This window comes from Leptolyngbya sp. 'hensonii', assembly GCF_001939115.1.
GTDB lineage: Bacteria > Cyanobacteriota > Cyanobacteriia.
On record NZ_MQTZ01000060.1, the window covers coordinates 25,575 to 48,372 of the forward strand.

Genomic DNA, 22,798 nt, shown 5'->3' on the forward strand with positions numbered 1-22,798 from the left:
AGCGTAGACCTATGGGGGCGCAATCAACAAAACTTCAGGGAAATAGGTACGGTAGCGAGTTGCGTCTCTTGTTAACAGATTCAACCCAGCAACCATTGCGTGGGCACCAATATAAAAATCTGGTAAGGGCGATCGCCGTTCTCCACTGCTCTTTCGATACCTCAGAAAAGCTTTTCCTGCTAGAAAAGCAGCTTCATAGGGCAACGGCTCTCGCTGGAAAAAAGACTGAGGCAACGCCGCTTCTAATTCTGCAAGTTGTGTAAACCCGATCGATAGTTCTGCATAAATAATCGGATTAATCAGCAAACTGCCCTGTTCAGCACAGTCAGCCAATTGCCTCGAAGACCAATCAAACCATGTCTGATCCTCGGTCAAAACATCAAGAATGACATTACTATCCACCAAAACACTACTCATTCATTGCCCCGCGTTAAGTTCAGGATTGCATCCGTGGTCATTCCGGATGTGGCTTTACCCCGCATGGCTGCAACCATTGCTGCTCCCCGTGGCTGGGGTAAATTTTCCTGATAACGCCAGGTGAGAAAATCTAAAAATACCTTCACTTCTGCTAAAGCGGGCTGTGGTAGCTGCCGAATCATTTCTAAAATTTGGGTTTCAGTGGTTGACATAGAAAAACTCCATTGATCAACAAAAATTTACCTCTACTTTAGCCTTGGAATAATCCCATCGAACAGATAATCTGTGCTCCGTCTCGCCGTTCCTCCGGGTTGATCACACACAGGGCATCGTGCTCCCGCAGAAACGTCACCAGTTTTGCCAACTGTTCATCACTGATGCCTGCTTTGAATTCCCGGTTGAGGCGGGCGATCGCATTTTGCTTCAACGGATGCTGGTTGATCTCCTCAATCGCCCGTTCCAGGCTTTCCCACTCTGTCCCCATTGCCAGTAGAGGTGTAGATTCTCGAACGTATTGCGTATAAGCCATCAGACGATCGTAAGTCCGTGCAGCGGCACTGCGCTTATTGCCCAAGGTGCCCGCCACCGTTTTGGTTTGCTCCGCGATCAATTCCGCCCCCCGTGTCACGAGTTTATGATGTTGGGGATGGCGCGGCAAAGGCGGGGTATCAATGCTGCATCGCGCCATACGGAGAATCCGCATCTGAGACTGGGTGACGCTGTTGCCGTCCTTGTCCACCCATGCCAAAGCATCGGTGCCGTCATTTGTGCGGAGATACAACAACACGCCCTCTGGATCAGATCCCGTCGGTTCGTGATCGCGGGTGGAGTACACCACATCCGGTAATTTCTCGATCATGCCCTTCAGCACAGGGTTGGCATCGATCGCGCTTTGCCAGATCTGCAACGCCTCGGAGGTCAAATCCACATCCCCTTCTTCTGCCTCATCCAGCACCCCCGATCTCTCGTTGTAGAGATTCAGCAGCATCTCCCGCGCTTGCTCATCCTCAAAAAAGGCTTCATCGGTGCCTACCACTTCTTGATTTTCGTTGAGGCGATCGCGCAATCGTCCTCGCAGGTTAATTAGCCGCTCCACCCCCTCCGCAGGCAAAAATGAATAGCAGAGAATTTCGTCCGCCTGCTGCCCAATCCGGTCTACCCGTCCTGCCCGCTGAATCAGTCGGATAATCGCCCAAGGCAAATCGTAATTGAGAATGATGGCACAATCTTGCAAGTTTTGCCCCTCACTCAACACATCCGTCGCCACCAAAACCCGCAGTTGCTCTGATGCTGGAATGGGTTTCTCATTACTGATGGGACTAAACCGCCAAGCCAGAGCCGTCGGGTCAGCCGATTGTCCCGTTGCTAAGCCCACTTGCTGAATACCCTGGTCTTCGAGCGCTCTTGCCAGATACCGAGCCGTATCGGCAAACTGAGTGAAAATCAGCACCTTTTCCGTAGGATGCTGCTGTTGTAATAACTCCACCAGCGCCCCTAACTTGGCATCCGACGATGGGTTCCAATTGCCTGCCAGTTGCAAAATTCCAATCAAAGCGGTGGCATCCTGCTGAAGATGCTGCTGCAACTCTGGACGAAACAGATTGGCACGAATCCACTTAAACCGACGGGAGTATTGCTCTCGATACAAACGATAGATTTCCGCTGCCCGTTGAGCGAAGTCCTCACTAGCCCTCACCCTAAATCCCTCTCCCAAAAAGGGAGAGAGACTTTGAATTTCTTGTTCCCCTTCTCCCTCCCTGGGAGAAGGGGTTAGGGGATGAGGGTCTTCCGTTTCCCAATCCTGGCTCAAGAGTGAATCGACCTCCTCGTCGTTGCCAACCTCGTCCAGCAACACGGCATCTTGGGTACCAATCGGCAGCGGAAGATCGTGGGCGATCGCATGAAGATACACATAATTCCGCAGAATATGTCGTTCCAACGACTGGATAAAGGCAGCACCGCTACTCTCTAATCGCTTAAACAAATTCGTGCGGCAAAAGCCCATCAACCGCTGCCCCGCATGGGAAAGATTGGCTAACAATTGCTCTTCCTCAATGCTAGCGATCGGGCTTGGCAAAGGCGCAATGTATAACCCCAATCCATAGCGAGGCAAATTGAGCGCGTTGATGATATCCACCACGCGATCGGCATACAGCCGAGCATAGGGATCGTGGGGTTCGACCATGGTGAATCGAACCGTCTGAGGACGACGGATCGGGAAATAGGATCGCCGCCCATCGGCAAATTCCAGATAGTACCGTTCCCCGTCCTGTCTGGCATAGGTATTCTTGATAAAACTGCGTGTTCGTCGCACCATGTAGCGACTCATCAACTGCTGCCAGTCCTCCGGCTCTGGACTTTGCTCAAATGCCAAGAGCGATCGCACCGGGCTAGTGCTATGCCTGCGGCGGAACTGCATCTCACCGCCAATTCTGCGAATGTAGGCTTCTGGCTTAATGCCTAAGTCGGCATCCGGACGCAAAAATAACTGCAACTGAGCCGATAAGTCCAGATAGGTCTTGTTATAAGGCGTTGCCGTCAGCAAAATACATCGACTGCCACTCTGCTCAATGTAGTCTTTAATTGCTTGATACCGCTTACCCTCTTTGTTCCGCAGGTTGTGGCTTTCATCAATCAGCACCAACCGAAACCGTGCTGGCACATTGGGCAATTCCTGAATCGCTCGGCTAATCGGCACTACCTTGCCCCGCAAGCCATAGCGATCGATGTAACCCTGCCACATTTTTTCCAGGTTCTTCGGGCAGATAATCAGCGTACTGGTACCGTAGTCTTCCTCGCAGAGATGGGCGATCGCCGTCCCCACCAGAGTTTTGCCCAGCCCAACTACATCGCCGATGATCACCCCATTCCGTTTGCTGACATGGTGTGCGGCAATTTGCACCGCCGCTTCCTGAAAGGGCAACAGTCCAAAACTGGCAGGAGCGCGATACTGACTCAACCCATCCCGCGCTTCTTGAGATAGGTGATACGCCATTTTTAGATAGACAAAATAGGGCTTGAGTGATCGCCCCGCCCAACTTTCATCAATAATTTCTGCTAATTGCTCCGTAATATCCAAGCAAAAGCGATCGTCCCAACGCTCTTCAAACCACTGCTTCAGCTTACTTGTATCATCCCGATCCACCACTTCCACATTTAGCTCACCCTGAGATCTCAGTCCAGAAAGGGTCAAATTACTGCTGCCCACATAGCTAATGATGGGCGTGGCGCGATCGCGGCGATAAATCAGATACAGCTTGGCATGGAGGGGATGCCGCAAAAACAACTTGACCTGCAATTTGTGGGCGAGGAGTTGCGATCGCAACCGCTGCAAACCCTCCTCATCAGCGGTACTGGGAGCACCATAGGTTAGTTGCTGGCGGAACTCCTGTGCCATCAAGGTTTGTAACCGAATCGCCTGCCCCTGATCAATCCGCTCTGGCTCAACCCCGATCGCTAACGCTTGCCGTAATTCCTCCTTCGGCAAACGGTACATCCCCACCAGCAATCGACAAGCCTGCCCCTCACTACCCTCAAACCGCTCAATATCGGCATCAATTTGTCGCCATCCCCGCAAATTAAAATAGCCCACACAGAAATCAGCACGGTAGGCTTGCTTCAGGTAATGTTGCAACTCAGGCAGGATGGGTTGCTCGATATTGTCGTAAATACTGGACATGGATTTTATACAGAGCAGGATTTTGGGCTGACGTGATCAATCATATCCGGCAGGTTTTCAATTGGCTAAACGCTACCCTTTGCCCTGCTGAGAATCATGAAGTGCAGTCCTACCAATGCTCACGCCCTGAATTTTCAATGCCAACCAGAAGAACTTCAAGCACCGCCCCAACAGATAACCTAAGCGGCACAGTTAACCTAAGCGAAGGGATCGCTCCCTCCGCTCGGCTTCAAAACCGTGCGTGAGACTTTCACCTCACAGGACAAATCATCATGGCGGTCAGTATTTCTGAGACTGCTTGCCGCGCTTGCTCAACACTCCGGGTATGCCTGTGTGAGATATAGAAAATATCCGTTAGGAATGAGAATTAAATAACACCGATAAACTTCTGCTTGCCCTCACCCCCCTGCCCCCTCTCCCGCCGGGAGAGGGGGAGGGGTTGGGGGTTGGGGGTGAGGGCTGAAAATCTCGGAGTTATTAAATCCACGATCCTTAGTGTTGTTGCTGTAACATAGCCGACAATCTCGCCTACATCGATTGCCTGAAACAGCAGTTCCGCATTCTGAGAAAATGGCTCTCGTTGCAATAAAAAATCCAGAACAATGTTGGTATCAACTAAAACTCTCACTGAAGAGACTTCTCCACCCGTCTCTCTTCCAGCATCACTGCCACTTCTTCATCAGTCGGCGCAGGCTGCTCTGTTTTCAACAATCCCCTCATCCGTCGGATTGCACCGGAACGGTCAGACTGAGCAACCGTTGTATCTTGCAAGGACTCAACAATGGCAGAGATCAGTGCGAGGCGATCGCTGGGCGGCAATTTGAAGATTTGTACTTTTAGTTCTTGTGACAACATAAATTGCTCCCAGATTCAACGGGATTTACCATCTAGTATGAGCGATCCTATCCTTAATGACCAAGCTGATGGCGATGTTACGGCTTCCAGCCACTTGTTCACTTTCCAAAAGAGCTTGGTTGTGACTAGACGACTCTCGCTGTCCAACTATTAATAGACTGAAAAACTTTTCGCCTCAGATCCCAATTTCGGATGGATAGGCAGAAAGAGTCAACATAATCCACTTAATTTACTGTTTGGGTAGATTATTTCCACATAATATTCACACTAAAACTGGATAGTCCAAATCTTTCCGAATATTTTCAGATTCCCTGCAGAGATGCACGGCAATTTTATCTAAGATTGATCGGGTCAGGGAGACAGCCGTTCTAGGGTCCAGGTCCGATCGCCCCGGAACCGATAACACAACCGATCGTGCAGGCGACTGGGCCGCCCCTGCCAGAATTCGATCGCCACAGGACAGACGCGATAGCCGCCCCAGTGGGGCGGACGGGGAATCATGCGACCCTGATACTCTGCCTCGACCCTCTGCAGCCCCTGCTCCAGAAAATCCCGATCGGGGATAACCCGGCTCTGGGGCGACACCCAGGCCCCTAACTGGCTGCTCAGGGGACGGATCTGAAAATACTCATCTGACTCGGCCTCAGAGACTTGTTCCACTGGGCCTGCGATGCGAACCTGACGCTCCAGTTCATGCCAGAGGAATACCAGAGCTGCCTGAGGGTTGTCGCGCAACTCCTGCCCTTTGTGGCTTTCATAGTTGGTGAAGAAGGTGAAGCCCCGATCGTCCACCCCTTTCAACAGCACGATGCGGGCAGACGGAACACCGTCTCGGCTTGCAGTGGCTAGGGTCATGGCATTGGGTTCGGGCAACTGAGCGGCGATCGCCTGGTCAAACCACAACTGAAACTGGCGAATTGGGTCGGGGTCAACTTCGGTTTCAGTCAGGGCTTCAAGTTTGTAGTCTTTGCGTAAATCGGCGATGGATAGGGTCATATCATTTTTCAAAGGGGGCGAAAACCTGATGAATGTCTGCCTGGTCATTTAACACCTGTCCCTCATACTCAACCCAGGCATGGGCAGAGAGATCGGCAGCGGTTTTGCGGACCCCAATCCGTAAAGCAGTGGAGACTCCCGCCTGACGGAGCAGCCACCAGAGGACCAGCGATCGCTGCAGGCAATTGGCTCGAAAAGGACAGTAACGGGTGGCCAGATGGATCATCTGGAGTCTGGCGTGCAGATGAGTGGGGTCAGCCGGGGCTGGTGCAGGACCGCGATTGAGGTAATCCCAGACGCGCCGGAAACCCAGGATCTGTAGAGCCAGGGCCATGCCTGGCAAGAGGAACAGGGTCGCCAGAAAGGTGCGGCGATCGGCCCAGGACAATTGCCAGAAGGTCTGGCATTTATGAGTGAATTTCCACCAGCCCATGTTCAATTAACTGTTCTACCAGGTGTTGCAAATCCTGACGCAACAAGTCTGCATCCACATCATACTCAGTCAGTAGGGTCTCATAAGCTGCCTGAATCGAAGTCGATTGGGTTAGAGCTGACCACATGCGGGTACCCATTTCATTCAACCCGAAATAGCGCTCTGTATTCAGATTCAGAATGACGGATTCACCATCCAGTTCCCGGACCAGCACATCGGGGGGAACCCGGGTGCCTTCTGTAAAGGTGATTGACATCATTCTGCAAACCTCCTGTCTCAAGCATTCTGCGATCTGGATACGGTTATAGTGCATCCTCGCCAAAATAGCGAGATGAATCTGGCAATCCGTAGCCACCCCCCCCTGGGGTCTCAATCACAAACACATCTCCCGGTTGCAGGGCGATCGTGGCCGTACTGCCCAATTCCGTCGTCGTCCCATCGATTCGCTCGACCCAGGTGCGCCCAGGGGCAGCAGCCAGCCCCCCAGCCAGTCCAAAGGGGGGAATAATCCGGCGATTGGCCAGAATGCCTGCGGTCATAGCGGCCCGAAACTGAATCCGCCGGATTACCCCATGGCCGCCCCGGTGCTTACCCTGGCCGCCGCTGTGGGGGCGTATGGCAAAGCTCTGGAGGAGGACTGGGAACCGCCATTCCAGCACCTCTGGATCGGTGAGGCGGGAATTGGTCATGTGGGTGTGGACGGCATCTGTGCCATCGAAATCGGGTCCGGCCCCGGAGCCCCCGCAGAGGGTTTCATAGTACTGGTAGCGATCGTTGCCAAAAGTAAAGTTATTCATCGTCCCTTGGGAGGCGGCCATCACCCCCAAAGCCCCATACAAGGCATCAACGATCGCCTGGGAGGTCTCCACATTGCCCGCCACCACCGCAGCCGGATAGTGGGGATGCAACAGACAGCCCTCTGGCACGATCACCTCCAAGGGTCTAAGACACCCGGCATTGAGGGGAATCGCTTCCGTCACCAAGGTGCGAAAGACGTAGAGTACGGCTGCCTTACAAACGGCCAGGGGAGCATTGAAGTTGTTGGGTTCCTGAGGAGAAGTACCCGTAAAATCAATCCGGGCACTACGAGTTGCGGGCTGTAGGGATACGGTAACCTGAATCTGGCTGCCATTATCCATCCCATAGGTAAAGCGCTGTTGCGTTAACCGCTGGGCCAACTGGTCCAACACCCGCCGCACGGCAGCCTCTGCCTGCTCCTGGACAAAGCCCATATAGGTCTGCACTAGGGCCAGTCCATGCTGCTGGACCAGATGCTGCAGTTCTCGCACACCCCACTCGTTAGCGGCGATCTGGGCCTTCAAATCGGCGATATTCTGGGCCGGATTGCGGGCCGGATAGGGGCCTGCGGTCAGGAGATCCAGGAGTTCCTGTTCCCGGAACTGGCCCCGATCGACCAGTAGCACCCGGTCTAGCAACACGCCTTCCTGATCCAGACTGGTGCTGTGGGGGGGCATGGAACCGGGAGTGATGCCCCCGATATCGGCATGGTGCCCTCGGGAAGCCACATAGAAAGCAGGACGGCCAGGATGGCTCTCCTGACAAAACACCGGTGTAATTACGGTCACATCTGGGAGATGGGTGCCCCCGTCATAGGGATTATTGAGGACATACACATCACCGGGGACCAGGGTCGCACCGTGGGAGGCCATCAGAGCCTGGACACTTTCCCCCATAGAGCCGAGATGGACGGGGATGTGGGGCGCATTGGCCACCAGTTGCCCCTGCTGATCAAAAATGGCGCAGGAAAAGTCCAGCCGTTCCTTGATGTTGACGGAGGAACTGGTGTTTTGCAGGGTCAGTCCCATCTGTTCGGCGATCGACTGAAACTGATTGCTCAAGACTTCCAGCAGTACGGGGTCCGGGGTTTGGGGCAGAGCTGCGGTGGGGAGGGACAATACAGGAGCGTCAGCAGGGCAATGCCGACGCAGCACTACCTCCCCCCGATCGGTCACCTGAGCCAGCCAGCCCGGTTCCAGGATGGTCGTGCTGGTGGTGTCGAGGAGGATGGCGGGACCAGCGAAGTGATCGCCCGGTTGCAAATCCTGCCGCTGGAAGACGGGGGTCGTCTGCCAGTGATCGGCGCTATACATCGGCACCTGGGCGATCGCCACTGGGGCTCCCTTGCGCGATCGCGCAAGGACGGGCTCTGGTGGGTGGGGCATCTGACCCACGACCTCAACCGCCACGGCCTCGACGATCAGAGGGCGGCTGCTCGAGGTAAATCCATAGCGTTGCTGATGGGCCTGGGTGAAGCGATCGATCAGGGTGGCCCGCTCCCCGAACTCAACAATCAGGGCTGAATCAGTACCCTCATAGCGCAGATGTACCCGGGGCAATACTGCCAGGGTTATGTCCAGTCCCGTCGGGGATTGGCGGGTGAGTTCCCCAGAGGCCGCTGCCTCCAGTGCGGCCAGAATAGCCTTCAGTTGGGGCATGAGCGCCTCGGTGAGCGGGGCTTCCACAGCCCGTTCGCGCAAAACGCGCAGACTGGCCAGCCCCATCCCATAGGCGGATAGAACCCCTGCATAGGGATGGATAAAGACCTGTTGCATCCCCAGGGCCTCGGCAATCAGGCAGGCATGTTGGCCACCGGCTCCGCCAAAACAACAGAGGGTGTAGTCCGTGACATCATAGCCGCGCTGCACGGAGATTTTTTTGATTGCTGCTGCCATTTTCTCGATGGCGATCGTCAAAAAGCCCCTGGCCACCTGCTCTGGAGTGCGGTGATCCCCTTTCGCCGACTGAATCTGGCGAGTCAACTCCGCAAATCGTTCCTGGACGATCGCCTGATCCAGGGGTTGATCACCGCCAGTCCCGAAGATCCTGGGAAAAAACTCCGGTTGCAGTCTCCCCAGCATGACGTTACAGTCCGTCACTGTCAGGGGTCCCCCATTGCGATAGCAGGCTGGCCCCGGATAGGCTCCAGCAGAGGCTGGCCCCACCCGATAGCCCGTATCCTCAAACCGGAGCATGGAGCCTCCCCCGGCTGCCACCGTATGGATCGCCATCATGGGCGTTCGCAGGCGTACCCCAGCAACCTCCGTCTCAAAGGTGCGTTCGTACTCTCCCCGGTAATGGGCCACATCGGTGGAGGTGCCTCCCATATCGAAACTGATGATGCGATCGAACCCCGCCCTGAGACTGGTTTCGACTGCACCGACAATGCCGCCAGATGGTCCCGACAGGATGCTGTCCTTGCCCTGGAACGATCGGGCCTCCGCCAGTCCCCCGTTGGATTGCATGAACAGCAGGGAGGGGAATCTGTTCCCTGAGGCAGAGAGGGATTGACTAACCTGCTCCACATAGCGACGCAGAATTGGGGAGAGGTAGGCATCCACTACCGTTGTATCCCCCCGGCTAATCAGCTTCATCAGGGAACTGACGGCATGGGACATGGAGATCTGGGTAAAACCAACCTGGCGGGCCAGGGCTGCCACCTGCCGTTCATGATTGGGGTAGCGGTAGCCGTGTAGGAACACGATCGCGCACGATCGAAACCCATCGTCATACGCGCCCCGTAGAGACGCGATTAATCCTGTCTCTACGGGGCGCGTGATGGGGACCAATTCTTCTCCCTGGGCCGAATATCGTTCCTCGACCTCGATCACCCGTTCATAAATCATCTCCGGCAAGACAATCTGGCGAGCGAAAATGTCCGGGCGATGCTGGTACCCGATACGCAGGGCATCCCCAAAACCTTGGGTGATCAGCAGCAGAGTACGATCGCCCTGGCGTTCCAGCAAAGCATTCGTGGCCACAGTAGTTCCCATCTTGACCACGGCAATCTGGTCTGTGGGGATGGGTTGGTCGGATACCAGCCCCAGAAGGTCTCGGATGCCCTGAATGGCTGCATCCCTATACCGGCCTGGATTTTCTGACAGTAATTTGTGGAGAATTAGCTGTCCATCGGGTCGGCGAGCAACAATATCGGTGAACGTGCCACCCCGATCGATCCAGAATTGCCAGCCTGTGGTCATAGGATTTTCCAATCGCCCCGTGAGATATGGATAAACCGTCTCACGGGGCTCGACAAAAGAGAAGCCCCACCTATGCACAAATTGCAGCAGCAGATGGAGCTTGGACGCAGTTAGGAGGTATCTTAGAATTCCAGGGTAACTGCCCCCCCTGGAGAGTGGCGAAGTCTTAATAAGTTCTTAATCCGTTGGAGTATCCCTGTTTCCAGACAACCTTTTTAAGGCTTGGGCAAGGCCCCATCCAGAGAGATAAATGGCAGGGCCCCATTGCCCCCTAGAACGGTTGGGAAGTGGCCATCCCACTTTTCGATCGCCTGCTTTTGCAACAGTTCCGGCGTCAGGGTTTCCCGCAGTAACCGCTGTGCCTGAGCTGTGCCCTGAGCGCGGTTGACTTCCGCTTCGGCTTCGCGGGTGGCTTTCACCGCGACGAATTCGGCTCGTTTCGCTTCCTGTTCGGCAATCTGCTTGGCCTCCACTGCTTCACTGAAACGATCGGAGAAATGAACTCCCACCAGGGAAATATCATCGACCCCGATATAGTAATTGGCCAACCGACCCGTCAGGGATTGATCAACCCCTGCTTTGACCTCTTCCCGCTTGGTAATAATCTCCTCAGCGGTGTACCGGGCCATCACGGCTTTCAAAACTTCTTCGACTGCGGGGTTAATGATCCGCTGCACCACCTGGTTTTCATCCCCAATCTCTTGAAACATGACATTAGCCTGGGTGGGCACGATATGCCAGTTTAGGGCCACATCGGTAAACACATCCTGCAGGTCTTTGGAAGCAGCCTGGGTCGGGATCTGGTGCTTTTGCACCCGCACACTCAATTTCTGGACGGTGTTGATCACAGGCACAATGGGGTGAATCCCTTCTCCCAGAACTTCTGGTAGGACTCGACCAAATTGCATCACAACTCCACGTTCCCCCGCATTGACAATCACAAATGGTTTCAGAACGGTCACCATCAGGAGGAGGAGCAAAGCCAGGATCAGGGAGATCGTCGCGGTTCTGGAGGAATCAGTTGATTTCACAGCTTCTTTCCTTATGGACGGGACAGTGGATAGGAGACGGTGCAGTCATATGGCCCTGCCTCAGTTTTTCTGAACTGAGGAGAGCTTACCGGGATCGATATTGATAAATGGCAGGGCTCCATTTCCCCCCATGACGACGGGAAACTGGCCATTCCATTTTTCGATCGCCAGCTTTTGGAGCAGTTCTGGTGTCAGGGTCAGACGCTGCAGGCGCTGGGCTTCAGCCTGTCCCTTCGCTCGATTGACTTCGGCTTCAGCTTCCTTGGCAGCCCGTTGGGCAATAAAGTCTGCCTGTTTGGCCTGTTGCTCAGCGATCTGTTTGGCCTCGATCGCCTTATTAAACTCTGCCGAGAAACTGACATCAACCAGGGAAACGTCGTCGATGATAATACCGTAAGGCTTCAGCCGTTCCCGGATCTGGTCATCGATCTCCCCTTTCAATTCAGTCCGGCGGGTGATAATTTCCTCGGCTGTTTTCTTGGCTGTTGCAGCTTTGACCACCTCTGAAACGGCGGGCGTGATAATGCCGTTGACAATTTGACCCTCATCTCCGACCTGCTGGAAGACCCGATTCACCTTCAGGGGATCAACGTGCCAGTTGACAGCGATATCTGCGGTGACGTTCTGCAGGTCTTTAGAGGCCGCTTCTGCTTTGACATCATTCTTCTGGACCCGCACGTTAATTTTCTCGATCGTAGTCACGATCGGGACGATTGGATGTAAGCCCTCATCCAGGATTCTGTCCTGGACTTTGCCGAACTGCATGATCACACCTCGTTGTCCGGCATTCACGATGGTGAAGGGGCGAAAGAGTAATGCTCCAAGGATCAGCACAACCCCTCCAGTCAGATAGAGAGGATAGGTAGAAGATTTCATCGCATCAGAACCTCATTGTTGGTACTTAAGAACGAGGATTACATAAAGTGGAGATTTGGAGGCAACGCCCCTGCATCCCCATGATTCACTCTATTGAATCCATGATCCTTAACAAATCAAATGACCCATGACATTTAACAGGAGTCATCGGTGCTTCACCAGGGACTCAACCCATCAAATGACCCATGACCACCCTGTTCAAGTTTTAATCTTTCGATCTTGAGGATAGGGATATTCCCGCAATAGGGCGAGTACCGCTCGGAGTTGGGATTCTGTCGGCATGGACAAGGGGTGAACTTGTTTCAGCCAGTTCAGGGCCTCCCACAACTCCAGATTGCGGTAGCGGCATAGATAGGCAATGCAAACGGTGGGCGATCGTTCAATTCCGGCCAGGCAATGAACATAGATAGGCAGATGATGTTCAATACTGTGTTGAATCATATCCACTGCCGCCATTAACTGACTGGGCTTCATTTCGCTGCGGTAATGGCTGTCGGGGAGGACCAGGCGTAGGCAGCGAAAGCTTTGGCTCACATCTTCGGGTAAAGGTTCTTCAGAATTGGCGCACAGAGAGAGGACAACTCTGATATTGGCCTGGGCCAGTACGGCACTATCCCCTGGCTGGGGTGATCCGCCAACAGCTAGCTTGCCGGGAATGACCCAACTCATACGCAGTTTGCCCCGTCGGGCGGCTGCTTTCTGATAAGCCGCTTTCCGGGCGGGGGAGTGGTCACGAGCCTTCCTAAACGGAACGAAAAACTGCACGATCCGCCAGAGGAATTGCTTAAGGTGATAGAACGCTGTTTTTCGCACCCACTTATCCGCAGAGTGACTGAAGGAAGACCAGGACGACGGAACCACGACGCACAGAGATGCCCTCTTAAAAGGATGTAACTTTGATCAACACCGTTATAAATCACCTTTTCTGATTGATCTATGACCGGAGTTGAACGGTTAGAGCAGATGGGCACATCTAGCTACATCTACATCTAGCTACATGTATATGTTGCCAACTAAATATATTGTCAACCAGATACCACCCAATTAGAACCCAGGAAAGAGCTGTCAGAGGGACTATAGGGGAATAGACAGGATCTGCAGCCAAACTGTTTCAAGAGAAACAGGATTCTTTAAGAAATAGGGCGATTAACCCTATGTTAGCAACCGTAACAATACTTGAACGCAGATAGTACCTACCAACGACCCGGAATATTGGGGTTGGGCTGGAAGATTGCACGAATCTATTGTAAAAATGGCCGGATAGCAAGTAGTTTTAACGTCAACCTGCAAAACAGGATCTTTCCAATTTGTCAAGATGAGCTAAACTCACGGGTACAATATTGCCCCCAGGGTCGATTGATTCAGAACACTGCTGCATTCGTTTAAGAGAGTTAAGTTATGCGGAGACCTCAAAAAATACTGAAGCTCATGGGTAACACCCTCCTCCTGGGTGTGGTTGGCGTTGCCTGGTCCCCCCTCCCTTCCCTGGCTCAGGTCATGGAATCGGGGTCGGGGTCTCCCCCTACATCCATCCAACTGCCCGGAGCCACGCCACTCCCGACTGATGCCCCGGCTACCTCAGCCCCGGGGATGAAGCCATCGCCCCAGGTTCAACCGCTACCGCGCGATCGGCGATCGGTGCCCCTACCCCCGGTGCGTCGCCAGCCTGCCTATGTCACACCAGCTCAGGTGGAAGAAGGCTATACCCTAGGACCGGGCGATGCCATCAGAATCGACATCTTCAATGTTCCTGAATACAGTGGGCAGAACCAGGTGTTAACCGACGGCACCCTCAACCTGCCGCTGGTCGGTCGGGTTCCTGTGCAGGGGCTGACCCTGGAACAGGCCTCTGCCGATCTGGCGACCCGCTACACCCGTTTCCTCAAACGTCCGGTGATTACGCTAACCCTGTTGACCCCTCGCCCGATCAAGATTGCGGTGGCAGGGGAAGTGAATCGCCCTGGGGCTTATCTGGCGGCAACGACTACCCCAACCGTGACCAAAATGTTGCAGGAGGCGGGTGGAACCACCCAGTTGGCCGATATTCGGTTTATTGAAATCCATCGTCCCCGTCCTAAGGGGCGGGGGCCGGGACAGGTGATCCGGGTTGATCTGTGGCGGTTGGCTCAGGAAGGGGATTTGACCCAGGACTTACTGCTGCGGGATGGGGATTCTATTTTTGTGCCCCTGTTGACGGAAGTGAATCTGGCGGAAGCGACTCAAATTACCTCGACCAATTTCTCCAGCACAGACCCCCGGCCTCTGAATATTGGGATTGTGGGGGAAGTTTCCCGACCGGGTTCCTATAAGGTCACGATCGAAGGGGCAAGCAAAGCACCGACAGTCACCCGTGCTATTCAGTTGGCAGGTGGAATTACTCAGTCGGCGGATATTCGACGGATTCAGGTGCGTCGGTTTACCAAGGCTGGGTCTGAACAATTGGTCAGTATTGATTTCTGGAAACTCCTGAAGGAAGGAGATCTGCGGCAGGATATTCCCCTGCAGGATGGGGATACGATCGTGATTCCCGTGGCCACCGAGTTAAGCACCGCCGAAGCGACCCAACTGGCCTCAGCCAGTTTCTCTCCTGCTGAGATTGTGATCAATGTGGTCGGAGAAGTGGCTCGACCGGGAGCCATCAAAGTTCCGCCCAATACGCCCCTGAATCAGGCGATTCTGGCGGCTGGCGGATTTAATAACAGGGCTGATCAGGGATCGGTCGATCTGGTTCGGCTCAACCTCAATGGCACGGTGACGAAGACCAGCATTGGGGTGGACTTTGCGAAAGGTGTTGGTGAACAGACGAACCCGCCTTTACGCAACAACGATACGGTGATCGTGAATAAGTCAGGGGTGGTTAGTTTTGGAGATACCTTTGGGACCATCTTTGGCCCGATCGTGTCCCCAATTACTGGCATCTTTGGATTGTTCCGATTACTGGGACTTTGAACGCTTTTTGTGCCAGTCCATGTTAAAACTTTTTGATAAGCTGGGTGGCAGGTTGACAATTCAGCTATCCTTATGCTCCAGTTTGTCTTACTTGCTCCCCTTGCGGGCCCACCGACTTGACCCAGCTCACCCATCCACAGGCTGAACTATGCAGATTCAACCGTATAACTTTCCACCTCCTCCCACCCCAGCCCAGCCCCAACCCCTGCCGCTCACGTATTACGCTGCTGGGTACGAGCAAGATGAGTTCAACCTGAAGCAGTTTCTCGGCATTGTCCGGCGGCGCATCTGGATTATTGCGGGGGTGGCCCTGGCGGTAACAGGCTCGATCTGGAGCTGGACCCTCACCCGCACTCCGGTCTACCAGGCTGGTTTCCAGGTGCTGGTGGAGCCAGTCACTAACCTGAGCAAATCCCCTGAAGTGTTGCTCTTTGGAACCCAATCCAGTTTTGACTACGCCACCCAGATTGAAGTCCTCCGGAGTCCACAAATTCTGGCCGATGTGGTCAAACGGGTGCAAAAAACCTATCCCCAAATGAGCTACGGGGAACTGGCCGGTAAACTGCTGATTCGGCAGGTGCAGGATGAGGAAGGTCGGTCTACCAAGATTCTGATTGTGGAATATCGGGATAAGGACCCTCAGACCATCAAACTGGTGCTGGATAAGCTGGCAGAAGTGTATCTGCAGTACAGTATTGAGCTGCGTCAAACCAGCCTGCAGCAGGGGGTGCAGTTTGTGGAAGCGCAACTGCCAGATCTGCGTAAGCGGGTGAACCAGTTACAAACTGATCTGGAGCGCTTCCGGCAACGCTATAGTCTGGTGGATCCGGAGTCGCGGGGGGCTGATCTGGCCGGTCAGCTCAGCAATATTGAGCGCCAAAAGCAAGACACACAGGCTGAACTGGCCCAGACACAATCGCTTTACGCTGCGTTACGCCAGCAGGTTGGGTATCAACCTCAGGAAGCGATCGTTGCCGCCTCCCTGAGTGAGTCGGGACGGTATCAAAACCTGTTGAACCAGCTTCAGGAAGTAGAACTCAAGATCGCTACGGAGTCTACCCGATTCCAGGCGGATTCTCCGAACATGCAGGTGTTGTTGGAAAAGCGTAAAAGTTTGCTGCCCTTACTCAATCTGGAATCCCAGCGGGTGTTAGGGGCTGGTCGATCGACCACGGCCAATCCTAATCTGACCGAAACCTCCATCGACCTGAGTCGCCAGATGATTGCGGCCTCCAACAAACTCAAGACCCTAGAAGTTCGGATGCAGGCCCTCACGACAACGGATCAGCAACTGAAGCAGCAGTTTGCCCTGGTGCCCTCCCTAGCTCGCCAATATACGGACCTGCAGCGGGAGTTAAAGGTGGCCACCGAGAGTTTGAACCGCTTCCTCAGTACCCGGGAAAATCTGCAGTTGGAGGCCGCTCAGAGAGCCTTACCCTGGCAGCTTCTGACCACGCCTTATGTGCCGATTCTGCCCATTTCGCCCAATATTCCTCGCAACCTGACTGTGGGTGTGATTGCAGGCTTATTGTTGGGGATGGGAGCGGCCCTGCTGGCTGAGAAGCTGGATAATGTGTTCCACTCTGCCAATGATCTGAAAGATACGACCCGATTACCGCTGCTGGGAATTATCCCCCATAGCCGAGATCTCCGATTGACCAGCCCGATGATGGGCCTGGAACAGGCCGATCGAACGGCAGGAAGTTTAGAACCCGCTACTGAGTCCCTCACCTTGGAAGATCCAGACGTTGCTGGGCTGACGAGAAGATCCCGATCGGGGTACTATAACGCTTCCCCTTTTATGGATTCTTTCCGATCTTTATATACCAACATTCGTTTTCTCAGTTCTGACGAGCCGATTCGCTCTCTAGTGGTTGGGTCAGCGGTACCTGCGGATGGAAAATCGACCGTCGCGGTGCATTTAGCCCAGGCAGCGGCGGCGATGGGTCAGCGCGTGTTGCTGGTTGATGCTGACTTGCGCCGACCTCAGGTGCATTCGATTATGAATGTGGTGAATATGCGTGGGTTAAGTAATCTGATTGCGGGTGATCTGGATCCGGAAGATGTGATTCAGCCTTCCCCGATGGAGAACAACCTGTTTATTTTAACGGCGGGACAAATTCCACCTGACCCGACTAAATTGTTGTCTTCCAAGCGAATGCAAAATCTAGCAGAGCAATTCCGGAGCCAGTTTGATCTGGTGGTTTATGATACGCCGCCCCTGCTGGGCCTGGCTGATAGCAGTCTGCTAGCCACCCACACCGATGGGATTGTGCTGGTGGTGGGGCTGGGTCGGACCGATCGCTCGGTGCTGATGCAGGCTCTGGATGGGCTGAAGGTTTCGGCGGCGAGTGTGTTGGGGATCGTAGCCAATGGTGTTGAGAACTATACCACCGGGGATTACTACCAGTCCTATTACCGTCGGTATTACGCTCAGGCTAAGCCTGCTATGAGTGAGGAAACCCCGGTGTCGGGTTAAACATCGACAGAGACATTGCAGACCCAAAAAACATCAGAGACGTTGCTAGCAACGTCTCTGATCGTCGGGCGGTGCGCCCATCTCCCTGTTTCATTACGGGTTAATGACGAGGCCATTTTGCCAGCCTTTGGGTGAGGCTGGGTTTGGTCGATGAAATTCCGCGATCGTGCCCATGGGGGCTGCCATTGCCATTACCGTTGGTATTGATGGGCATTTCTGCTTCATAGTCGTTGTGGGCAATTGTTTTGGCTGTTGTGCGGAGCAGGTGGAGATATTTTTTGCCAATGATATCCAGCGTAAAATGACTCTCTAAATACTGGCGTCCAGCTAAGCCCATGCGCTGGCACAGGTCAGCATCTGCCATCAAACATTGGATAAACGCAGCCAGACCCTGACTATCCCCAATATCGAAGGTGGCACCACAACGGGCATCAGCGATGATTGGACGCAGGTAAGAATGAGAGGCGCAAATCGCGGCGATCGGACGACCAGCAGCCAGACTGCCATAGAATTTACTGGGGGCAATCAGACCCTCCATATCAGGGCCAATACTGACTAAAGAGAGATCGCAGGCGGTCAAAGAGTAGGGAATGACCTGCTTATCCTGATAGGGTAGGAACAGGCAATTTTGCAGCCCTAGGGACTTCACTTCCGTGATACAACTTTGCCGTTTAGCCCCTCCTCCAATGAAGACAAACTGTACGGGCTCATCTCGAAGCAACGTGATAGTGTCCAGGATGGTTTCAATATCATGGCAGCGGCCCATGTTACCGGAATACAAAACAGTGAACTTATGGACCAGATTGTATTGATGGGCGAACCAGTTATCAACTTTATTAATGGGCAGGATCCAATCGGGATTAGCCCAACTATGAATAACAGAAATTTTATCGGCGACTTCTGGGCATGCCTTAGTAATTCGGTCTTGCATGGTTGAACTCAAAACAATCAAAGACTCAGCTCGCCGCCATACCTTTCGGTTCATGGAGTTCCACAGACGGGTTAAGCCATGATCGGGCTCAATGACTTTGAGTTCAACAGCAACATCTGGATACAAATCGTACAGAATACAAAGATAAGGCAGGCCAAAACAAACATTAGCGACATAGCCCAGAAAAGGCAGATAGGGCGGTGCAGTTGTCACCAGCAGAATATTTCGTTGGGGGGCAATTCGAAATAGGTGCAGCACCGATCGCAATGCGAATAGCAGCCCGTTGAGTGCTTTTCCTCGAATCCGCTGAGGCCAGAGACGTGCAGTTCGCGATCGCCGGACTAATGTCTGGTGAACATATTCCACAGTGGCAGCAGATTGTTTTTCAAAAGCATAACCGGGTTGTCCCGTAAATACCTGAATATGCACCCCATGTTTCGCCAGATAAGATACCAACTCTTCAATCAGTTGTCCCGTAGCGGCATAATCAGGCGGGTAAAATTGTGTAATCACACATAGATTAACCGAATGTTGATCCGGATTCTTTCCATTCCTCATGCCAATCTGCTACCGAGTAAAGGTTAATTGAAATATTTTCAAATTTTCTTTTTTGAGCATTCTATGCATCTGCCTTTCTCCCGTAGCATTCCTGTTAAAAATAACATCAGATCTCAGAATGATCACGCCTTTTCTGGATTTTGATATCCTATGTTTTGAGGCTATCTTAACGCCTCTACTTAAGTGCGGGTAAATTGGAATACTTATTTACAGTTATTGCCTGGGAATGCAGGCAGGTAGCTGTTTCGCGACACAAATTCGCTGAAACAGCAAGGTCGCAATTGCTTGATTACCTGCCACTGTGAGATGGTCGTAATCACGAAAATAAGCGGCAATCACATCAGCAGGGAGTTCTGACCAGATTTGTTGAACATCAACAATAGGAACATCCAGAGATTTCAGGATACTGAAAATAGGGGCTTTGTAGGGGGAAACCCACAATGCGGGCAGTAGACTGTAGCGCTGGGGAACGAACACGACAAAAATTGGCAGGGCTTGAGCACGAGCTAGGGCAATAATTTGCTGCAGATCTCGTTGATTGGCCTCCAACTGGGCAACCGGATCTACGGCAGTTGGAATTTCAGTTGAACCGGGCTGGAACCCTAACCTGAGGGCGATCGAGGGCCAGAGATAACGACCCATTACTTCCTGAATAGCAGAACCAGGGGGGCGATCGGGGTAATCTGGATCACGCCCGACCCGATCGGGGGTGCTAGTTGGTTGAACCAGATCGTTATTCCCAATTTCTAAAATTAAAGCATCACTTGCAAAAGTTCCGAAGCGTTTGAGGTAAGCCAGCACATTTCCAATGCCCCAGGAGCCGGTCGAAGCATTGAGAACTTCTGCTGCGTGTCCGGCCTGCTGTAATTGGGTCTGAAACAGAGCAGTGATCGTTTGGGATTGGTCGATCGGGGCTCCACCGTTCAGGACTGAGTCACCGGTCATCAGGATTCTCAGCCGACCTGCCGGTTTGATCAGGGTGGTGGGATCTGAACGCTGGGAAAATTGATTGTAGGCAATTTTTCGACCAAACCGGACTTTGGACTGATTGGGCTGAAAGCGGTAGCCCAGATCGGGTTCTGCCTGCAGTAAAACTGGATCACCTAAACCAAAGCCCAGACGGAGGCTGATTTCGATCACAGCCACTATAACCAGGAACGCGATCGCACCCAAAAGTCGTCGATATCTTTTAGCACCCTTCATAGCTTGTAACAGGCATCATGGTTGCTCATCCTGTTGGTTGTACAGGACTGCGTGCTCATCCTTTTTAGGTCGTAAGTTGCGAACAACGGTGCGGAGCATGTTGTCAACAGGATAGAGAACCTGATTCACAACTTCTTCTTTACGAGCTCGAAAAGAGGTGATGTGGTAATAATCTGTCCCATCCGGAGAGGCTTCTGTGAAGTAGTAAATGTTGATGGATTTGCGCGAATCTCCATCTGGGGTGTTGACGCGACGGTGCCCATGCCAGGACCGCCGATCGGTGGCGAAAATGGCCATGCGATTAAAGATTGGCAGAATGGCCACCGATCGGGACATATCCGGGTACCAGAGTTCCAGGTGTCCGCCCTTCTCCTCGGTCCAGTTCCGGTTGAGATAGAGGAGCAAGTTCAGCCGTCGATAATGGTGGGTTACGGGATGGGAACTGTTGTCAATATGAACATTGAGGAAACATCCATCTCCTCCCTGGGCCAGACCAGAAGCATAGAGCTGAGGATCAGCCAGTAAGTCTGGCATGCCCGTGATCTGGGAGAGAACCTGCAACAGGCGTGGGGAATGGAGGTGCTCAAAAATAATCTTGCTAAAGATGGGATGAAATTTGCCGATGTCAGGGTCTTGAGCCTTGTGTTGACGGAAATCGCTGAGCACGTCCATTTCCGTCATTTGAGGGAAAACCTGGGAGGCTGCCATGGCGACTTCAGGATCTAGCAGATCATCGACCACCAGATGCGGGAAGGGTTGAGCCTCACGAAATTGTTTGGCATACTGCTCAACATTTTTCTCTAATAGATCGTAATTTAGCATCGGATTTTGGCTCCAATCCAGCATTACAGTGATGCATCACCATACCGTAATCTGTCAAGGTTTTTGTCAGGAGGGGCACCAGAGATGGCGACTTTCCACAATTGCCCCATAAGTCTCTGCCAGACGGTGAGCAATTTCATCCCAGGCATAGGTGCGGGTGGCATAGGCCCGCCCCCGATCGCCCATCGCCCGCCCCAGGCCGGGGGTGGTGAGGAGGGTGACGATCGCCGCTGCGAGGGCATCGCTGGTTCCAGGGACGACCAGACCGGCTCTGGCGGCTGCGACCTCTGGGGAGATCTGGATTTCTGGGGTAACGATGACGGGCAACCCCGCCATCATGGCTTCGGCCACAGCAATGCCAAAGTTTTCCGAGTAGGAGGGCAGAACAAACAGGTCAGCCCCCTGCAGGAGAAGTTGTTTGTCGAGGCCAGCGACGAAACCAGTCAGGGTGGCGCGATCGGTGAGGCCGAGGCTGGTCATCAGTTGTTCCAGGTAGGCGGTGTATTCAGGCTCACCTGAGCCCGCCAGGATGAGGTGAAAGGAGTGATGCTGGGCAGCTAGTTGACCGAGAACCTGGATCAGCAGGTCAGGCCGTTTCTTGTAATGGAGACGGGAGAGGTAGAGGACGATCGGGGTGTCTGGGGCAATCCCATAGCGATGACGTAACCAGTGGCCCGCCTCGGAGGAGACAGGTATCCGGTTCACCCCCAGGGGCAGGGTGATCAGGGGAGCCTGAACCCCAAAAGACTGGACATCCTGGGCTTCTCCAGCGGAGGTGCAGTGGACTCCTGCTGCTCCATTCAGGTTGGATCGTTCCAGGAGGGTGGCATAGACCTGCTTCTTGAGACGACTCTGGGCTAGAGCCCAGGGACTGAGCTGGCCCATTACCCGCATGGTGTAGGGAACCTGTTGTAGACGGGCGATCGCCCCAGCACAGGTCGAGGGGTAGGAAAACAGGTAGTGGGTATTCAGCACATCGTAGTCCCGGATGTGCTTCCAGAGCCAGCAGGTGAGGCTGGCCGAGAAGACAAACCCCCGGTCTTTGCCCAATGCCAGCCGATCGATCGGCGGAAAGGATTGGGGAAAGAAATGTACGGGCACGCCATCATAGTCCACTGGCTGATAGAGCGGTACTTCCAGGGGAGCCGAGCCATCCGCCCCATTGTCATTGGTGGTGGCGATTTCGGCGTCCACCCCCTGGGCTCGCAGGGAACGCACCAGGTTCAGGATCGCCTCGCTGGGGCCACCCCGACGCGGAGACACAGAGAGTGTCACATGCAGAATTTTCATGAGGTTACCTCCCTGACGTTCGGCCCGATAGTACTGTAGGCTCCAGCAAGCTTGGCGGCAATTTCATCCCAGGCATAGGTGCAGGTGGCATAGGCCCGCCCCCGATCGCCCATCGCCCGCCCCAGGCCGGGGGTGGTGAGGAGGGTGACGATCGCTGCTGCGAGGGCATCGCTGGTTCCAGGGACGACCAGACCGGCTCTGGCGGCTGCGACCTCTGGGGAGATCTGGATTTCTGGGGTAACGATGACGGGCAACCCCGCCATCATGGCTTCGGCCACAGC

Annotated in this window: 19 protein-coding genes; 2 read left to right on the forward strand and 17 right to left on the reverse strand. The window is 53.8% G+C overall.

Annotated elements, in window-relative coordinates; translation table 11 throughout:
- Window positions 1–9: 9 nt before the first annotated feature.
- From BST81_RS24990 to BST81_RS25050, 12 genes are all read right to left on the reverse strand, one after another.
- On the reverse strand, window positions 10–417 hold the full coding sequence (locus BST81_RS24990) for a type II toxin-antitoxin system VapC family toxin (RefSeq protein ID WP_075601235.1): 408 nt from the start codon (window positions 415–417) through the stop codon (window positions 10–12).
- The gene (locus BST81_RS24995; protein WP_075601236.1) at window positions 414–629 is read right to left on the reverse strand and encodes a transcriptional regulator; all 216 of its coding nucleotides are present in this window, start codon (window positions 627–629) and stop codon (window positions 414–416) included. The genes BST81_RS24990 and BST81_RS24995 overlap by 4 nt, the downstream gene beginning before the upstream one ends.
- 38 nt (window positions 630–667) lie before the next feature.
- Window positions 668–4,096, reverse strand: coding sequence for a helicase-related protein (locus BST81_RS25000; protein WP_075601237.1), 3,429 nt, complete (start codon window positions 4,094–4,096; stop codon window positions 668–670).
- 367 nt (window positions 4,097–4,463) lie between these two features.
- Entirely contained in the window at window positions 4,464–4,724 is a 261-nt protein-coding gene (locus tag BST81_RS29315; RefSeq protein WP_363080851.1) for a PIN domain-containing protein, read from the reverse strand.
- Window positions 4,721–4,951, reverse strand: coding sequence for a hypothetical protein (locus BST81_RS25015; RefSeq protein ID WP_075601238.1), 231 nt, complete (start codon window positions 4,949–4,951; stop codon window positions 4,721–4,723). Before BST81_RS25015 ends, BST81_RS29315 begins: the two co-directional genes overlap by 4 nt.
- A 351-nt stretch (window positions 4,952–5,302) precedes the next feature.
- Window positions 5,303–5,947: a pyridoxamine 5'-phosphate oxidase gene (pdxH, locus tag BST81_RS25020; RefSeq protein WP_075601239.1), complete on the reverse strand. Its 645-nt coding sequence runs from the start codon at window positions 5,945–5,947 to the stop codon at window positions 5,303–5,305.
- Between the two features lies 1 nt (window position 5,948).
- Window positions 5,949–6,380: a lasso peptide biosynthesis B2 protein gene (locus tag BST81_RS25025; RefSeq protein ID WP_075601240.1), complete on the reverse strand. Its 432-nt coding sequence runs from the start codon at window positions 6,378–6,380 to the stop codon at window positions 5,949–5,951.
- A complete protein-coding gene (locus BST81_RS25030) occupies window positions 6,355–6,639 on the reverse strand; it encodes a PqqD family protein (protein ID WP_083637079.1) in 285 nt (94 codons plus the stop codon). Before BST81_RS25030 ends, BST81_RS25025 begins: the two co-directional genes overlap by 26 nt.
- 43 nt (window positions 6,640–6,682) lie before the next feature.
- Window positions 6,683–10,378 (reverse strand): hydantoinase B/oxoprolinase family protein, encoded by a 3,696-nt coding sequence (locus tag BST81_RS25035; RefSeq protein ID WP_075601241.1) that lies wholly within the window; start codon window positions 10,376–10,378, stop codon window positions 6,683–6,685.
- Window positions 10,379–10,593: 215 nt separating this feature from the next.
- On the reverse strand, window positions 10,594–11,409 hold the full coding sequence (locus tag BST81_RS25040; protein WP_075601242.1) for a prohibitin family protein: 816 nt from the start codon (window positions 11,407–11,409) through the stop codon (window positions 10,594–10,596).
- A 60-nt stretch (window positions 11,410–11,469) separates the two neighbouring features.
- The gene (locus tag BST81_RS25045) at window positions 11,470–12,285 is read right to left on the reverse strand and encodes a prohibitin family protein (RefSeq protein WP_075601243.1); all 816 of its coding nucleotides are present in this window, start codon (window positions 12,283–12,285) and stop codon (window positions 11,470–11,472) included.
- Window positions 12,286–12,483: 198 nt separating this feature from the next.
- Window positions 12,484–13,146, reverse strand: coding sequence for a dual specificity protein phosphatase (locus tag BST81_RS25050; RefSeq protein ID WP_216351455.1), 663 nt, complete (start codon window positions 13,144–13,146; stop codon window positions 12,484–12,486).
- Between the two features lie 567 nt (window positions 13,147–13,713).
- Between BST81_RS25050 and BST81_RS25055 the strand changes: the two genes are divergently transcribed.
- Both BST81_RS25055 and BST81_RS25060 read left to right on the forward strand, forming a co-directional pair.
- Window positions 13,714–15,234, forward strand: coding sequence for an SLBB domain-containing protein (locus BST81_RS25055; protein WP_216351456.1), 1,521 nt, complete (start codon window positions 13,714–13,716; stop codon window positions 15,232–15,234).
- A 148-nt stretch (window positions 15,235–15,382) separates the two neighbouring features.
- Window positions 15,383–17,713, forward strand: coding sequence for a polysaccharide biosynthesis tyrosine autokinase (locus BST81_RS25060; RefSeq protein ID WP_075601244.1), 2,331 nt, complete (start codon window positions 15,383–15,385; stop codon window positions 17,711–17,713).
- Window positions 17,714–17,813: 100 nt separating this feature from the next.
- Here the strand turns inward: BST81_RS25060 and BST81_RS25065 are convergent, their stop codons facing one another.
- The 5 genes from BST81_RS25065 to BST81_RS25085 form a co-directional block, all read right to left on the reverse strand.
- Window positions 17,814–19,157 carry a glycosyltransferase family 4 protein gene (locus BST81_RS25065; protein ID WP_253188486.1) on the reverse strand — a complete coding sequence of 448 codons (1,344 nt, stop codon included), beginning with the start codon at window positions 19,155–19,157 and terminating at the stop codon, window positions 17,814–17,816.
- 258 nt (window positions 19,158–19,415) lie between these two features.
- Window positions 19,416–20,405, reverse strand: a complete 990-nt coding sequence (locus BST81_RS25070; RefSeq protein WP_075601246.1) for an SGNH/GDSL hydrolase family protein — start codon at window positions 20,403–20,405, stop codon at window positions 19,416–19,418.
- Window positions 20,406–20,420: 15 nt separating this feature from the next.
- The gene (locus tag BST81_RS25075; protein ID WP_171974849.1) at window positions 20,421–21,227 is read right to left on the reverse strand and encodes a 2OG-Fe(II) oxygenase; all 807 of its coding nucleotides are present in this window, start codon (window positions 21,225–21,227) and stop codon (window positions 20,421–20,423) included.
- A 66-nt stretch (window positions 21,228–21,293) separates the two neighbouring features.
- On the reverse strand, window positions 21,294–22,517 hold the full coding sequence (locus BST81_RS25080) for a glycosyltransferase (RefSeq protein WP_075601248.1): 1,224 nt from the start codon (window positions 22,515–22,517) through the stop codon (window positions 21,294–21,296).
- Window positions 22,514–22,798 (reverse strand): glycosyltransferase (locus BST81_RS25085; RefSeq protein WP_143780493.1); only part of this gene is annotated, 285 nt, incomplete at its 5' end. The genes BST81_RS25080 and BST81_RS25085, both read right to left, overlap by 4 nt.

Coding starts and splice junctions, on each gene's coding strand:
- BST81_RS24990 (WP_075601235.1), bottom strand. CDS start 417: ATGAGTAGTGTTTTGGTGGATAGTAATGTCATTCTTGATGTTTTGACC.
- BST81_RS24995 (WP_075601236.1), bottom strand. CDS start 629: ATGTCAACCACTGAAACCCAAATTTTAGAAATGATTCGGCAGCTACCA.
- BST81_RS25000 (WP_075601237.1), bottom strand. CDS start 4,096: ATGTCCAGTATTTACGACAATATCGAGCAACCCATCCTGCCTGAGTTG.
- BST81_RS25015 (WP_075601238.1), bottom strand. CDS start 4,951: ATGTTGTCACAAGAACTAAAAGTACAAATCTTCAAATTGCCGCCCAGC.
- pdxH (WP_075601239.1), bottom strand. CDS start 5,947: ATGACCCTATCCATCGCCGATTTACGCAAAGACTACAAACTTGAAGCC.
- BST81_RS25025 (WP_075601240.1), bottom strand. CDS start 6,380: ATGGGCTGGTGGAAATTCACTCATAAATGCCAGACCTTCTGGCAATTG.
- BST81_RS25030 (WP_083637079.1), bottom strand. CDS start 6,639: ATGATGTCAATCACCTTTACAGAAGGCACCCGGGTTCCCCCCGATGTG.
- BST81_RS25035 (WP_075601241.1), bottom strand. CDS start 10,378: ATGACCACAGGCTGGCAATTCTGGATCGATCGGGGTGGCACGTTCACC.
- BST81_RS25045 (WP_075601243.1), bottom strand. CDS start 12,285: ATGAAATCTTCTACCTATCCTCTCTATCTGACTGGAGGGGTTGTGCTG.
- BST81_RS25055 (WP_216351456.1), top strand. CDS start 13,714: ATGGGTAACACCCTCCTCCTGGGTGTGGTTGGCGTTGCCTGGTCCCCC.
- BST81_RS25060 (WP_075601244.1), top strand. CDS start 15,383: ATGCAGATTCAACCGTATAACTTTCCACCTCCTCCCACCCCAGCCCAG.
- BST81_RS25070 (WP_075601246.1), bottom strand. CDS start 20,405: ATGAAGGGTGCTAAAAGATATCGACGACTTTTGGGTGCGATCGCGTTC.
- BST81_RS25075 (WP_171974849.1), bottom strand. CDS start 21,227: ATGCTAAATTACGATCTATTAGAGAAAAATGTTGAGCAGTATGCCAAA.
- BST81_RS25080 (WP_075601248.1), bottom strand. CDS start 22,517: ATGAAAATTCTGCATGTGACACTCTCTGTGTCTCCGCGTCGGGGTGGC.